Here is a 14,830-nt window from a genome sequence, read left to right on the forward strand (position 1 = left end):
GAAGGCGGGAATCCAGGGCAAACAGTCACCGCCATTAGCAGATGCTCTGGACCCCCGCCTTCGCGGGGGTGACGGTTACAGGGTTTTCATTCACTACAAACTAGCACTTCACTTGCCCACCGGCACCGCGCGAGACCCAACGATGCGCAAGCCATAGGCGTCGAGCCCGACCAGATCATGGCTGGAGTTGGTCAGCAATTCCATATCCTGTACGCCGAGGTCAGCCAGAATCTGCGCGCCGACGCCATAATCGCGCAACTGATCCGGCATACCGCCAGTCGACGGCGCAGGTGGAGGGGAAGCGGGTTTCTCTCCGAGCAGCCGCTTGACCTGTGACGACAGGAAGCTGCGCCCCGGCTGCGGGATCATAACGATCAGGCCCGCGCCTTCCTCGCCGATAATCTTCATCGCGCCCGCCAGCATGCCCGAACTTGGCCCTTCCAGCCCGAAAATATCATCAAACACCGCCAGCGCATGCATCCGCACCAGAGTCGGCTTATCCGGATCGATATGCCCTTTTTGCAGCACCAGCTGCTCGGTCTCTGTGGCGTGGTTATAATAGGTGATCGCGTTCCATTCACCGCCCCAGCGACTAGTAAAGCGCGCCTCGACCCGCTTTTCGGCGAGGTGATCATTGCGCAGCCTGTACGCGATCAGATCGCGGATAGTGCCGATTTTCAGCTTGTGGCGATGGGCAAAGGCGATGAGGTCATCGAGCCGCGCCATCTCGCCATCATCCTTCATAATCTCGCAGATCACACCCGCCGGATTGAGCCCCGCCAGCCGCGACACATCAACCGCCGCCTCGGTATGCCCGGCGCGCACCAGCACGCCGCCATTGCGCGCTTGCAAGGGGAAGACATGGCCGGGCGTCACTATGTCGGTGCTGTTCTTGCTGGGGTCGATGGCGACGGCAATAGTCCGCGCCCGGTCCCCCGCGCTGATGCCGGTGGTGACACCCTCACGCGCCTCGATCGAGATAGTAAAGGCGGTCTCATATTGGCCGCGATTATTCTGGCTCATCATGCCGAGGCCCAGCTCCTGCACCCGGTTGCGGGTCATCGCCAGACAGATCAGGCCACGGCCATATTTGGCCATGAAATTGATCGCATCGGGAGTCGCCATCTGCGCCGGGATGATAAGATCGCCCTCATTTTCCCGGTCCTCATCATCGACCAATATATACATGCGGCCATTGCGCGCCTCGTCGATAATCTCCTCGGCGCTGGCCATCACCGCGCCGCCATCCTGCGCCAGATAATGTTCCAGCTTGGTCAGCGTTTCGGCGGTCGGGTTCCAGTCATCATGCCCCAGCCGCCGCAGCGAATTGGCGTGCAGCCCGGCGGCGCGGGCCAGCCCGGCACGGGTCAGTTCACCGCTTTCGACGATATCGGTAAGTTGCTCGATCAGTTGCGCGCTCATAAGGCGACTCCATCACAATGTGCGATGGAGTTCATGTATCACATTGTGATGTGATTACAAGCAAGCCATTTCACATCGGGGGTTGGTTTGTTGAAATCCAAGTGTCTCATCTTCCCTATTCCGCGCAAGCGGAACCGGAGATTTGTCTCGCACAAAGGCGCAAAGGCACGAAGGGGTTACATCAAGAACGCCCCTCTTTGTGCCTTTGCGCCTTTGCGCCTTTGCGCGAGTCTATATAATCTTGGTCCCGCTGATGCGGGGGTGATATAGCAGAGACCACGCTTTTAGATTGCATTAGCTGCATCATGCAGCCGCCATATGGTCCTTCATCCGCCGCAAGTAGCGCGCGAGCACGTCGATTTCGAGGTTGACGCTGTCACCTGCTTTGATGTCACCCAAAGTGGTCACTTCGGCGGTATGCGGGATGATATTGAGCGCGAAGCTGGTGCCATCCGCACCATCCTCGACCACATTGACCGTCAGCGAGACACCATTGACGGTAATCGATCCCTTGGCGGCGATGAAAGGTGCCAGCGTGGCGGGGACAGCAACCTGAACATTCCAGCTATCACCGACCTTATCGACCGAAGCGATGCTGCCGACGCCATCGACATGACCGGTGACAATATGGCCGCCCATCTCATCGCCGAGCTTGAGCGAGCGCTCGAGATTGAGCCGCGCGCCATCGGCAAACTGACCATCGGCGGTGCAGCTTATGGTCTCACCGGAGACATCAACGGCGAACCAGTCCTCGCCCTTGTCCACCACGGTGAGGCAGACACCCGAACAAGCAATGGATGCGCCAATGGCAACGTCATGCATGTCGTAACCGCAGCCGATTTCCAGGCGCAAATCGCCGCGCTGCTCGCTGCTGCGGATGGTGCCGATATCGGTGACTATGCCGGTGAACATATGTGCTCGCTCCTGTGTTTGCGCGGCTAGGCGGCTCTGGTCCGCAGATAGCGTTCCATCTGGTCATTGCCAAGATGGCGCGTCTCGATACGGCGCCATTGACCATGCGCATCGGACAGGTTGGTAAGGCCGATATCGCCCAAAGCCGTGCGGCCCTCACCGATCAAAACCGGCGCACGATAGAGCAGCAATTCATCGACCAGATCGGTACGTAGAAACGCGGCTGCCGCTCCGGCCCCGCCCTCAATCATCAGGCTTTGCGCCTCAAGATCATGCACGGCTTCGGGCGCGGTAATACCGGTCCAGCCTTGTGGCGCAGGCGAGCGGCTCAGCACAATCCGCTCCGGGCTGCGCTCTTCCAGACCCGGCAAGCGCACATCAAGACGCGGCGTATCCTGCCGTAATGTCTCACGGCCGACCAATATCGCCTCAAAACGCGCCCGCTCGCCATGGGCATGGGCGCGTGATGCCTCGCCGGTAATCCATTGGCTGGTGCCATCAGTCATGGCGATCTGGCCATCGAGCGACGTTGCTAATTTGAGCATGATATGCGGGCGGCCGCGTTTCTGTTGGCTGAGATAGCCGGCGAGCTGATAGGCTGCCGCCTCTTCTGCCACGCCCTCCGCAACCGCGATCCCGGCGGCACGCATCCGCTCCGTGCCGCTACCTGCGGTGCGCGGGTCGGGGTCGGTCAACGCGATCACTACTCGCTCGGGCTGGGCCGCACTCAGCAGATCGGAGCAGGCTGGACCACGATTGGATTTGTGTGCACAAGGCTCCAGCGTGACGTAGACGGTCGCGCCCCTGGCCGCTTCCCCCGCCTGTTCCAGCGCCATAGCCTCGGCATGCGGGCGACCGCCTTTAGCGGTAACGCCGCGCCCTATAGCCACGCCATCTTTGACGACAATACAACCCACACAGGGATTGGGCGCGGCGAGTGCAGGGCTGCGCGCCGCGAGTGCAATCGTCGCCTGCATCCAGCGCAGATCGTCAACCTGCGTACTCACTCGTCATCCACATCAACGCCGGTGGCTTCGCCGAGCTCGCGATAGAATTGCTTCGAGCGCTCGAACCGTTCGCGATTGGCCTGAAGCCGGGCATCGCGCTCAATCCGGTTGCGCTCATAGCGCGCTTCTTTCTGCGCCTCGGTCTCATCCAGTGGCGGCAGGTCGACATAATCAATCTCAAATTTGCGCGGCTCAATCCGAAAGCCCGAAGACTCAATCATAAACCCACCCGCAACACAGACGGTCAGCGCGCCGGCGAGCGCCAGAAAGCGGATGCGCCATGGGCTGTCCCATTTGAGCATCTCGACCAGATCATTAATCGCACCGCTGGGTGAGACGCGTTTGAAGTAACGGATGCGTTCGGGCTGATCGCTATAGGCAGAGCGTAGCTTCGCCTCGGTCAGGGCCTGAGGCGTGCGGCGGCGCGGTGGTCGGGAAGGCGGCGGTGTGGTCATCGCCTCTGGATATAGTCATGGGGCTGGCAACAGACCAGCCCCATGATCGGTATTGGCTAATGTGCGCGCTTTTGTAGGCTAGTCATTGATGGTGAAATTCACCGTGAGCGCTATCCATTGCTCATCTGGCTCGCCATCGCGCGTGCCGGGGATAAAGCGCCAGCGGCGCAGCGCCTGACGCTCGGTCGCGCGCCAGAAAGCCAGATCGCTGGCCGCAATCTGCTTGACCGCCTTGACCCGGCCATCCGCAGCGACAAGCACGCTGATCCGCACCCGGCCCTCTTCGCCGCTGCGCAATTTTTGCGTCGGATAGGCGGGCTGGAAAAAGCGGGCATAGCGCGGATCGCGTTTCGGGGCGATAATCACCGGCGGGGGAAGGCGCACGCCGCTGTCGGTGCCGCTTCCATTCTCCGGTCCGATGATGTTTTCCGCCCCCGGATCACCGATCAGCGGCGGGGTAATATCCAGATCGGTAATTGGCGGTACCACCAACGCATTGTCATTGGGCATTGGCCGTGGCGGGATAGGCGTGGTTATGGCCGTGCTTGCCTCTTTCGGCTTCTCGACAGGGTCAACCGGCTCAGGCGGTGGGGTGGCGGGGATATTTCTGGCGGTGAAGCCCCCATCGATAATCGGGTCATCACTGACCACCGCAATCGGCACCAGGACCAGCGCCGCAATGACGCTGCCCTGCAAGGCTGCGACCATGATCGCGCTCTTGACGCGATCGCCGTTACTCGCCCCGAAACCGGGTTGATCGGCATAGCTCATACTACTCTCCCAAGCGTGTTTTTGTGGGTGCACGGTTTTCCGTGTCACCGCATATTATGCTGAGAGAATGTTCAAAAAGTCAATATTCCGTAGCGTAAACTTGGGTTTCCACTAGCAAGCCGACCAATTACTGCGCTGCGCGCTCCAACCGGCGCAGCGCCACATCGCGGCCCAAGATCGGCACCATCTCGGCCATATCGGGACCGTGATTCTGGCCAGTCAGCGCCTGACGTAACGGCATAAACAGCGCCTTGCCCTTGCGGCCGGTTGCCTCTTTGAGCGCGCCGGTCAGCGCGCCCCACACTGCATCGGACCAGTCGAGCCCGGTCAGCGTATCATGCGCGGTTTTCAGATAAGCGCGGGTCTCCTCGTCAAATTCGGGTAGTTCAACCGGCCCTTCGACAATCGCCCACCAATCGGCGACTTCGCCGAGATGCGCGACATTGGGGCGGATGGCATGCCAGGCTGCATCATCCATCGCCTTGGGCAAGCGCTCCGCAACAGCACCATAATCCAGCCCATGGACAATCTGGGTATTGAGCCGCGCCAGATCTTCGGGATCGAATTTGGCGGGTGCGCGGCCAAAGCGGCTGAAATCCATTGTATCAACCAAATGGGTTATGTCTGACTCAGCTATGACCGGATCGCTCGTGCCCAGCCGTGCCAGCAGCGCCAGCACCGCTTGCGGCTCGATATGCTGCTCGCGAAAATCGCTGACGCCCATGGAGCCGAGCCGTTTGGAGAGCTTGCCCTCCTTGCCCATCAGCAGCGCGCTATGGGCAAAGGTGGGAATATCCGCGCCCAGCGCTTCAAACATCTGGATTTGCGCCGCGGTATTGGCGACATGGTCCTCACCGCGCACGACATGGGTGACGCCATGGTCGGCATCGTCAATGGTAGACGGCAGCATATAGAGCCAGCTACCATCGGCGCGGCGGATCACCGGATCGGACAGCGCCGGAGGATCGAATTTTTGCGGCCCACGCACCAGATCATCCCAGACAATCGGCGCATCATGATCAAGCTTAAAGCGCCAATGCGGCGTGCGGCCTTCCGCCTCATAAGCCGCGATCTGCTCCGCCGTCAGCTCCAACGCGCCGCGATCATATACCGGCGCAAGCCCGCGCGAGCGCAGCACCTTGCGCTTCAGGTCCAGCTCCTGCGCCGTCTCATAACAGGGATAAACCCGGCCATCGGCTTTGAGTTTCTCAAACGCCGCCTCATAAGCGTCAAACCGCTCCGACTGGCGGAAACTGCTGTCCCAATCGAGCCCCAACCATTGCATATCGCGCTGAATGCCGGTGACATATTCTTCTTTGGAACGCTCCTTGTCGGTATCATCGATGCGCAGAACAAAATGCCCGCCGGTTTTGCGGGCCCACATCCAGTTATGCAGCGCGGTGCGAATATTGCCGATATGCAAATGGCCGGTCGGCGACGGCGCGAAACGGGTCTTGGTGGTCATGGGTGCTTGCTTTGATTATAGAAAAACAGAATTACTGACTATTTTGTTATAGAGCTTCGTTATTACAGCCTGTGAATGTTCCACAAATCTACAACGCCTTCTTCGTCATTGATTGTGAAAACAATTACTGCGCGAGGCAGACGCCTTAAATATGGAGATTCGTAGACCCACATGTCATCAATGTCAGGATGCGGCACACCCAGCATATAAGGGTCAAATTCGGCGAGATCCTCGAAGTTTCTTAATACCTCTTCAAATCCAACTGGATCAACGCTGTCCAGCCGACTGTAATAGGCTCTCTCGAAAAGTGGAGAGTAGCGACATATCCACGGCGTTTTTGTCCGATCTCGCTTTTTCAAACTCTCTTTGCCCCTCGCTAGCTGCGTCTAGAGCCTCTGGAGTTGGCTCATTAGGTATCAACAGTAACGCTGAATGATAGGGAATCTCTTTCCCCATATCAGCCATTTGCCAAGGTAATTTATGGCTATATTCGCTGATGCTTTTTGCGGTGTTATCCCTGCAAACGAAATCGATAATATCGTCAAGCAAATCGACTTCCATTTCAGACAGCACACCTTCAGGTTCTGTCGCTTTTGCCCTGTATTCGCGCTTTTGGTAGCCGTGATAATCCACTTCATTTATTTCTATCGCGCCAGCACGCTCCATCTCCCGGAGTTGAAACAGCAACTGATCGGAGGCAGGACCATATGGCCTTTTCCGATACGTAGCCCCAGTCACAACTTGCCTGTGGTGAGCATAAGACAACATATCTAGAAAATAGAGAACTTTATGAAGCTTAACCGCACCAAGATCGTCCGGAGAACAAGCATGGCAAACATGCAGTATAACTGCACGCATCTTGTTCCTATCAAACTGGATATCCGGCAAAACACACTCCAATGGCCTGTTCAAAAATATACTTACTGTATACTTTAAAATCAAGTCATTGAATATATGATAAAAAATAGACTCAGATTTCAATTGCTTGGGTGTCTATTCACACCGTCCGAAACGCATTGGTAATAGGATAGCGCCTGTCCCGCCCGAAATTGCGGCTGCCTAGTTTTACGCCCGGCGGCGACTGTCGGCGTTTATATTCGGCGATATAGAGCAGGCGCTCGATGCGGATAACCGTATCGCGGTCAAAGCCCTGCTCGACCAGATCATCGACCGACTGTTCCTTCTCGATCAAGCCATTGAGCAGCGGATCGAGCACTTCATAGGGCGGCAGGCTGTCCGAATCCTTCTGGTCAGGGCGCAGTTCGGCGCTGGGCGGTTTGGTGACGACATTGTCAGGCATCACCGGGCCGTCGGGGCCGAGGCCGAGCGAGGGCTTGTTGTGATTGCGCCAGCGTGACAGCGCGAACACTGTCAGCTTATAGGCGTCTTTCAGCACCGAATAGCCGCCCGCCATATCGCCGTAAATGGTGGCATAACCAACGCTCATCTCGCTCTTGTTCCCCGTAGTAAGCAGCATATGGCCGAACTTGTTAGAGAGCGCCATCAGCGTCACGCCACGGATGCGCGACTGGATATTCTCCTCGGTTATATCGACCGTCTCATCGGCAAAACTGTCCTCCAGCATTGCGTCAAAGCCTTCGACCGCCGGATTGATCGCGATGGTGTCGAGCCTTGTGCCGAGCATTTTGGCGCAGGCCTCGGCATCGTCGAGGCTCTCCTCGCTGGTATAGCGGCTCGGCATCATTACGCACCAAACCCGGTCCGCGCCTAATGCATCGACCGCCACCGCCGCTGACAGCGCGCTGTCTATCCCGCCCGACAGGCCGAGCACCACGCCGGGAAAGCCGTTGCGGTTCACATAGTCGCGCAAGCCAACAATCATCGCATTATAGATATCCGCCGGATGCTGATCCCATGACGCCACCGTCTCCGGCCCGGAACAATTGGCGCAGGTCCAGCCGCTGTCGCTGCGCTCCCAGATGGTGGTGCGGATATGCTCTTCCCAATCGGGCAGGCGATGCACCGTCTCGCCATCCGCATTGAGCACGAAGGAGCAGCCATCAAATACCAGCTCATCCTGACCGCCGACGCGGTTGAGAAAGAGCAGCGGCAAGCCGGTTTCCTTGACGCGGCTGCGAAACACCTCAACCTCGCGATGCTCTTCCTTGGCGATTTCATAAGGGCTGCCATTGACCGAGATCAGCAATTCGGCACCCTGATCGGCAAGATGGCGCGGTACCTTGGGCAGCCAGCCATCCTCGCAGATCGGCAGGCCGAGCTTGACCCCGCGAAACTCCACCGGGCGCGGCAAAGGCCCCTGTTTGAACAGACGCAGCTCATCGAAGGTACCATAATTGGGGAGTTCATGCTTTAGCCGCACATCAGCGATTGCGCCACCATCGAGAATCGCCACACCATTGTGCAGTTTGTCGCCATCCATAAATACGCTGCCAACCAGCATCGCCGGGCCGCCATCTGCCGTCGCGGCCGCCAACCGGTCCAGCTCTTCCGAGGCGCGATGGATCAGCGCCGGTTTAAGCACCAAATCCTCGGGCGGATAGCCGATCAGCTGCAGTTCGGGATAGATGATCAGGTCGGGCTGCGCATCGGCGGGTGCATCGCGCATCGCGTCGGCGCGCACCGCCAGCATGGCATCGGCATTCTCGCCCAGCGCCCCCATTTTCTGGTTGAGCTGGGCCATGGTGATAATCAGGCGATCAGTCATGACCGCCTGATAGAAAGCTGCGCCGCTGGCGGCAATGATTTTCACCCAAAGGCAAGCAGACCCTGCCAGCGCCGCCCCATGACCCCCAGATCATTGGAGGAGATTATCCACGGCCTTTTGCACTGTCACAAAAGTTTCGTCTTTCGCTTTCGGCGCGTGATGCTAAAGACTGGGCGCAGCGACAATCGGGGACCATTTCGGGGAGCGGGCACTCATGAAAATCATGTCGGGGAACAGCAATTTGCCATTGGCGCGGGCGATTGCGGGCTATCTGGAAATGCCGCTGACCGATGCCAGCGTCCGCCGCTTTGCCGATGAGGAAATCTTCGTCGAAATCCATGAAAATGTGCGCGGCGAGGATGTGTTTCTGATCCAGTCCACCTGTTACCCCGCCAATGACAATCTGATGGAATTGCTGATCTGCATCGACGCGCTGAAACGTGCCTCGGCGCGTCGGATCACCGCGGTTATCCCCTATTTCGGCTATGCCCGGCAGGACCGGAAGCCCGGCCCGCGCACGCCGATTTCGGCCAAGCTGGTCGCCAATCTGATCACTGTGGCCGGGGCTGACCGCGTTCTTTCAGTTGATCTGCATGCCGGGCAGATTCAGGGCTTTTTCGATATCCCGACCGACAATCTCTATGGCGCGCCGGTGATGGCGGCGGATATTCAGGCGCGTTTCGGTGCGCATGAGCTGATGGTGGTTTCGCCCGATGTTGGCGGTGTGGTCCGCGCCCGGGCGCTGGCCAAGCGGCTCAACAACGCGCCGCTGGCGATTGTCGATAAGCGCCGCGAAAAAGCAGGCGAATCGGAAGTGATGAACATCATCGGCAATGTCGAAGGGCGCTTCTGCATCCTGATCGACGATATTGTCGATTCCGGTGGCACGCTCTGCAACGCGGCTGATGCGTTGCGCGAGGCGGGCGCGGTCGATGTTGCCGCCTATGTGACGCATGGCGTGCTTTCCGGCGCAGCGGTCGAGCGGGTCGACAAAAGCACGCTGAAACAGCTTGTGATCACCGATTCGATTGAGGCGACCGAAGAGGTCAAAGCGTCGGATCGCATCCGCCCGCTGCCGATCGCACCGCTGTTGGGCGAGGCGATGCGCCGCATTGCCGAGGAAAGCAGCGTTTCCAGCCTGTTTGACTAACGCATACCCCGCTTCCAAAAGACAAGGACCTGACTATGCCGAGCCTCGCGCTCCTGTTCCGCTATCGCATCGCTATTGCGATATTGGCGATCATCATATCCGTCGGTGCCTGGGGCACAGAGATAGGCGAGCTGGTCTATGTCTGCCCCTATTGCCGGGCGCAGCGCACGGTCATCGGTCTTTTGGGCCTAATGCTGCTGGTCCAGCCGCAGCATTGGCTCAATCGCTGGATTGCTTCTGTCCTTGCGGTTTTCGGCCTTGTCGTTGCCGGCATGCAGCATTTTAATGGCTGGAAGAAGATCATGGCGGGCGAGTTTAGCTGGGGCGAATACTGGTATGCCAATGCCTGGATGCTTTCCGGCTTTGCGCTGTTTATCATTACCGGCCTGATCCTCTATCTCTGGGCCTGGCAGCCTGTTACAAATGAGGCTGAGGACGCTTAAACAAAAAGGGCCGCCATGACCCCTGCAGACATTACCCTTGCCGAACGTCTGGCTGACGCCGCTGCAGCCGCGATCCGGCCCTATTATCGAGCAGAGTTTGAAACCGAGACCAAGCGCGACAAGTCGCCGGTGACCGAGGCCGACAAGGCCGCCGAAAGTGCGATGCGTCAGATATTGGAAGCCGAGCGGCCTGAAGATGCGATTATTGGCGAGGAATTCGGCCGCAAATCGGGCATGTCGCGCCGCTGCTGGGTGCTCGATCCGATTGATGGCACCACCAGCTTTATCGCCGGGCGGCCGCTATTCGGCACGCTGATCGCGCTCACCGTCAATGATTTTCCGGTGATCGGCATTATCGATCAGCCGATTTCGGGCGAACGCTGGCTCGGCGTATCGGGCCGCGAAACGCTCTTCAATGGCAAACCTGTGCGCAGCCGCCCCTGCCCCAAGCTCGACGAAGCGATCCTCGCCACCACCAGCCCGCATCTGTTCAGCAATCAGGATGCAGATTATTTCTCCGCGCTGGCCAAGCAGACCGAGACCAAGCGACTGATCTGGGGCGGTGATTGCTATAATTACGGCCTGCTCGCCAGCGGCCATCTCGACATTGTCTGCGAAAGCGGCCTGAAGCTCCACGATTACGCCGCGCTGGTCCCGGTGGTCGAAGGCGCCGGCGGCATGATGTGCGACTGGTATGGCGACCCGCTACACGCCAAGTCCGATGGCCGGGTTCTGGCTATCGGTGATCCGGCAAGGCTGGAGGATGTTATCGGGGCGATGGCGACGGGATGACGCTATTTGGCGGGCCTATCATCAACAATAAGTTCGCCTTTCTCCCAAAAGGCCGCGACCTTATCCCACCAATACTTTGATTCACTTAAAAGCCATGGTTCAAAGCCGGATGGCTTGGTAGTGCTGTGCAGGCCCTCATTTTGCAAGTCTTCCAGCAAACCAACCACTGCGGCTTCTTGAACATAATGCTCACCTTCGAGGCACCAGCGATCCACAAGTTGAAATATCTGTCGGAATTTATCCGTCTCGCCTTTTGCAAGCATTGCAATGAGGTGTCGCGCCAAATCAGAAAGAACCAAATAGATCGGAAGGTCCGTGTCTCCCCCTTCCTCCTCATAGTCTTCCCACTCAACCAAGAAGTCTCCCCATGCCCCTTGGAAGCTTGGGTCAATATCGAGATACATCGGGATCATCTCATTGCGGAGTATCACTTCAGCCTCCCAAGGCCAGCAACCCTAGTCGCTTTAATCATAGCCTTTTGCCTAGGGTAAAGATAGCAACGCTATCGCCTTATTACGATGCTGGTTTATTGACTGATAGGTCCTCGCCTGATCAGGTTTCACGCTAAGGCCGCTAAGATTTTTAAGGGATATGTGCGGTTTTTTGACTAGCTTTGTCCCACTGGCCCCGCGCAAGCGGGAATTGAGGTTTGGCTCGCACAAAGCCGCCAAGAGACTCAGGCCAAGAACAACCTTCTTTGTGTCTTTGTGGCTTTGTGCGAGTCTATAACATATCCAATATTCCCGCTTGCGCGGCATTGAGGATGTAATCAGCGGGTACACCAAAGCGCAGACCTCTTAAAAATCTTAGCGCTCTTCGCGTGAAATACATTTGACCTACGGCCAGACTTGATGATCAACTATCGACATTACGCAGCACGGTATCAAAGCACTTATGCGGAGATAGTTCGGCAAAATACCAGTCTTCCGCCCGGTGCCATTGCCTTTCCCAATCCGTCAGTTCGCCTTCCCGAGCCAAGAGGCGGTGCATGCGCTCTTTCTCGGGCACTTCAATCAACACTGCCAGATCGACCATATCGCGCAAATCGGGGTGATAGCTGTAAACACCTTCCACAATCAGAAATGGCTGCGGTTCAACTACTGTTTTACGAGTTGCCAGCCTGCCGTCAAAGGCTTCCCAGTCAAAAGCGGCATAGGATGCCCATTGTCCGGATTTTAGCCTCTTGAGTACTGCGCGCAAACGCTCTCGATCAATGCAGATATCGGCAAGCGTCTCGGGAGGATGGGAATGCAGCTTCACCCCGCCCGCGTAAAAATCGTCGCCCGGAATAATGGTGCATGGCAGTTGGGATGCCATCATTGCAGCGATGCTGGTCTTGCCACTGCCGCTTCTGCCGTCGATCGCTAACAGGACAGGTTCGCCATTCTGCTGGTTTAGCTTCCTCAAGCCATCGATAATGGATGCGATGCGATCTTTGAGAAGTCTGGCCACAAGGCGCACATAGACATGTTTGCTTGCCAGGCGCAATCGCTGGGGCACGGTCCAAAACATGCACAGGCAATGCTTGCATTTTCCGTCGCACACCGCTAATGGCCGCGCTTCGCATGAAAATGTGAGAGAATCGGGACAGGCTGGCCGGTAGGGCTGCCATGTCTGTCCGTAATCGTCATTTTGACTTTAAGGAGACGAAAATGCCCAAGCTGAAGACCAAGAGCGGGGTCAAGAAACGCTTCAAGATCACCGCCAATGGCAAGGTGAAGCATGGTGTCGCGGGCAAGCGCCACCGGCTGATCAGCCATAATTCCAAATATATCCGCCAGAACCGTGGCACCACCGTCATCTCTGATGCCGATGCCAAGACCATCAAGAAATGGGCACCCTACGGCCTGAAATAAGCCGTGCGCCCAATTCTCAGCGACATTCTGAAAGGATAACATTATGGCACGAGTTAAACGGGGTGTTACCACCCGCGCCAAACACAAACGCGTATTAGAGCAGGCCAAAGGCTATTATGGCCGCCGCAAAAACACCATCCGCGTCGCGCGGCAGGCGGTCGAGAAGGCCGGTCAATATGCTTATCGCGACCGCAAGGTCAAAAAGCGCAATTTCCGCAGCCTGTGGATCCAGCGCATCAACGCTGCCGTTCGCGCTGAGGGCCTGACCTATGGCCAGTTCATGCATGGCCTGAAGCTGGCTGAGGTTGATCTGGACCGCAAGATTCTCGCCGACCTGGCGATGAACGAAAATGACGTGTTCAAGACCATCGTCAAACAGGCACAGGACGCACTGGCCAAGGCCTGAGCGTTTTCATAGCCAATCCAAAAGGCCGCCGCCCTGCATCAGGGTGGCGGCCTTTTGCTTTATAATATCCTCCCCAGGATGGGGAGGGGGACCGCCGAAGGCGGTGGAGGGGGCGAACTGCCAGACGCGGCGCAAGTGGATATCCCCCTCCGTCTCGCCTTCGCTAAAGCTACGGCGAGCCACCTCCCCGTAAACGGGGAGGGCCATATGAAAACGCCGGACCGGGCGGAACCCGATCCGGCGCCGACAACCATCTTGCTCCGCAGCAGAACAGGATGGCCCCCTGTCATCACATCACCGGCCGAAAGGGTCGCATTGTTCAACCGGCACTGCTTTGACGTGGTTAGCTGATGCCCCCTGTTAACGGACACCGGTTGCGGCAGATGTGATGAATGTCACTTATGGTAAAAAATCTCTTTGCCGCTCGCCTTGTAAATTTCCGACAATTGGTCCATTTTCGCGGACATTCTTGCTGCTTGGGATGGTGGTGCCCGGGAATAGTGACCGATTCTGCGTTGGATATGAGCGGCATTACGCTCCGGTTTTTCTCACCGGGTGACACACTTGCGCCCTATATATCCACGCTGTACCGATTGGACATTGAACGCGGCGACCGGCCCCGGCTGGAGGATTTTCTCCACCCGGAATGGGCTAATATCAGACTGGTTCGCGGTGAGGCCGTAACCGGCGCCATTGGCGACGCAAAGCCGCGCAAGCGATCGCGCATATTCATATCGGGCCCGACCAGCATATCGAGCTATTTCTCACCCGGTAACGCATCGATTTGGGGCATTGGGCTATTGCCTCTGGGCTGGCATATGTTTGTCGGGGCAGATGCCGACAATTATGCCGACCGCGCGGTCGATGCCGAAACCGACCCGGTCTTTGGCAATCTGCTTGCCGTGCTGCAGAGCATATCGCTGGACAAACCCGAAGATGACGAAGCGGAGGCAGCGGCCATCTTAAAGGCTCTGAATGCCATCGTCGCGAAGCAGCCTGAACCCGATCCGCGCATTGCCAAGGCGCATAGCGCGCTGGTGGATGATCGGCTCGTCAGCGTCACCGCGCTAGCTGAACGCCTGGCAATGACCGAACGCTCGCTGGAACGCTTTAGCCGCCGGGTCTTTGGCTTTCCGCCGAAATTGCTGTTGCGGCGTCAGCGTTTCTTGCGCTCGCTGGCACAGTTTATGATTGATCCTTCGCTGCGCTGGATCAACACGCTTGATCTGCAATATCATGATCAGGCACATTTCAGCCGCGACTTTCTGCGCTTTATGGGGATGCGTCCGGGTGATTATGCCGCCAAGCCTCACCCAATAATGATGGCGGCGGCCAAGGCGCGTATGGCCGCGGCCGGCGCGCCGATGCAGGTGCTGCACAAGCCGGTCGAAACCAACGACAGCGACTAAGCCGCGATACACCGCACAGATTCTTGCACCCCAATGCCCGCTGGCCTTGCTTTCAC

General features: G+C 57.8%; 16 protein-coding genes. 6 read left to right on the forward strand and 10 right to left on the reverse strand.

Annotated features, from left to right (window positions below):
- Positions 1–108: 108 nt before the first annotated feature.
- The 8 genes from ribB to RB602_RS01460 all read right to left on the reverse strand — a co-directional run bounded on the left by ribB (position 109) and on the right by RB602_RS01460 (position 8,718).
- Entirely contained in the window at positions 109–1,422 is a 1,314-nt protein-coding gene (ribB, locus tag RB602_RS01425; protein ID WP_317082274.1) for a 3,4-dihydroxy-2-butanone-4-phosphate synthase, read from the reverse strand.
- Positions 1,423–1,725: 303 nt separating this feature from the next.
- Positions 1,726–2,334, reverse strand: coding sequence for a riboflavin synthase (locus RB602_RS01430; RefSeq protein ID WP_317082276.1), 609 nt, complete (start codon positions 2,332–2,334; stop codon positions 1,726–1,728).
- 26 nt (positions 2,335–2,360) lie between these two features.
- Positions 2,361–3,311, reverse strand: a complete 951-nt coding sequence (ribD, locus tag RB602_RS01435) for a bifunctional diaminohydroxyphosphoribosylaminopyrimidine deaminase/5-amino-6-(5-phosphoribosylamino)uracil reductase RibD (RefSeq protein WP_488663492.1) — start codon at positions 3,309–3,311, stop codon at positions 2,361–2,363.
- A gap of 26 nt (positions 3,312–3,337) precedes the next feature.
- A complete protein-coding gene (locus tag RB602_RS01440; protein WP_317082280.1) occupies positions 3,338–3,796 on the reverse strand; it encodes a hypothetical protein in 459 nt (152 codons plus the stop codon).
- Between the two features lie 78 nt (positions 3,797–3,874).
- Positions 3,875–4,567, reverse strand: a complete 693-nt coding sequence (locus RB602_RS01445) for an energy transducer TonB (RefSeq protein ID WP_317082282.1) — start codon at positions 4,565–4,567, stop codon at positions 3,875–3,877.
- Positions 4,568–4,694: 127 nt separating this feature from the next.
- Positions 4,695–6,032 (reverse strand): glutamate--tRNA ligase, encoded by a 1,338-nt coding sequence (gene gltX / locus RB602_RS01450; protein ID WP_317082284.1) that lies wholly within the window; start codon positions 6,030–6,032, stop codon positions 4,695–4,697.
- A 267-nt stretch (positions 6,033–6,299) separates the two neighbouring features.
- A complete protein-coding gene (locus RB602_RS01455; protein ID WP_317082286.1) occupies positions 6,300–6,920 on the reverse strand; it encodes a Panacea domain-containing protein in 621 nt (206 codons plus the stop codon).
- 109 nt (positions 6,921–7,029) lie between these two features.
- A complete protein-coding gene (locus tag RB602_RS01460; RefSeq protein WP_317084613.1) occupies positions 7,030–8,718 on the reverse strand; it encodes an NAD+ synthase in 1,689 nt (562 codons plus the stop codon).
- Positions 8,719–8,932: 214 nt separating this feature from the next.
- Here RB602_RS01460 and RB602_RS01465 point away from each other — a divergent pair, with 214 nt between their 5' ends.
- Genes RB602_RS01465 through hisN form a run of 3 tightly spaced genes read left to right on the forward strand, consistent with a single transcriptional unit; the run spans position 8,933 to position 11,103 of the window.
- On the forward strand, positions 8,933–9,868 hold the full coding sequence (locus RB602_RS01465) for a ribose-phosphate pyrophosphokinase (RefSeq protein WP_317082288.1): 936 nt from the start codon (positions 8,933–8,935) through the stop codon (positions 9,866–9,868).
- 35 nt (positions 9,869–9,903) lie between these two features.
- Positions 9,904–10,311, forward strand: a complete 408-nt coding sequence (locus RB602_RS01470; protein ID WP_317082290.1) for a hypothetical protein — start codon at positions 9,904–9,906, stop codon at positions 10,309–10,311.
- Between the two features lie 15 nt (positions 10,312–10,326).
- Positions 10,327–11,103, forward strand: coding sequence for a histidinol-phosphatase (gene hisN, locus RB602_RS01475; RefSeq protein ID WP_317082292.1), 777 nt, complete (start codon positions 10,327–10,329; stop codon positions 11,101–11,103).
- Between the two features lie 2 nt (positions 11,104–11,105).
- On the opposite strand, the gene RB602_RS01480 is transcribed toward hisN, so the two are convergent.
- Positions 11,106–11,507, reverse strand: coding sequence for a DUF7674 family protein (locus RB602_RS01480; protein WP_317082294.1), 402 nt, complete (start codon positions 11,505–11,507; stop codon positions 11,106–11,108).
- 451 nt (positions 11,508–11,958) lie between these two features.
- Positions 11,959–12,615 carry a uridine kinase family protein gene (locus tag RB602_RS01485; RefSeq protein ID WP_317082296.1) on the reverse strand — a complete coding sequence of 219 codons (657 nt, stop codon included), beginning with the start codon at positions 12,613–12,615 and terminating at the stop codon, positions 11,959–11,961.
- Between the two features lie 140 nt (positions 12,616–12,755).
- On the opposite strand from RB602_RS01485, the gene rpmI reads away from it, so the two are divergent.
- The 3 genes from rpmI (at position 12,756) to RB602_RS01500 (ending at position 14,774) form a co-directional block, all read left to right on the forward strand.
- On the forward strand, positions 12,756–12,959 hold the full coding sequence (gene rpmI, locus RB602_RS01490; protein WP_317082298.1) for a 50S ribosomal protein L35: 204 nt from the start codon (positions 12,756–12,758) through the stop codon (positions 12,957–12,959).
- Between the two features lie 43 nt (positions 12,960–13,002).
- The gene (rplT, locus tag RB602_RS01495) at positions 13,003–13,365 is read left to right on the forward strand and encodes a 50S ribosomal protein L20 (RefSeq protein WP_317082300.1); all 363 of its coding nucleotides are present in this window, start codon (positions 13,003–13,005) and stop codon (positions 13,363–13,365) included.
- 500 nt (positions 13,366–13,865) lie between these two features.
- On the forward strand, positions 13,866–14,774 hold the full coding sequence (locus tag RB602_RS01500) for an AraC family transcriptional regulator (protein ID WP_317082302.1): 909 nt from the start codon (positions 13,866–13,868) through the stop codon (positions 14,772–14,774).
- The last annotated feature ends 56 nt before the right edge of the window (positions 14,775–14,830 follow it).

It is taken from the genome of Parasphingorhabdus sp. SCSIO 66989 (genome assembly GCF_032852305.1).
Lineage (GTDB): Bacteria > Pseudomonadota > Alphaproteobacteria > Sphingomonadales > Sphingomonadaceae > Alterisphingorhabdus > Alterisphingorhabdus coralli.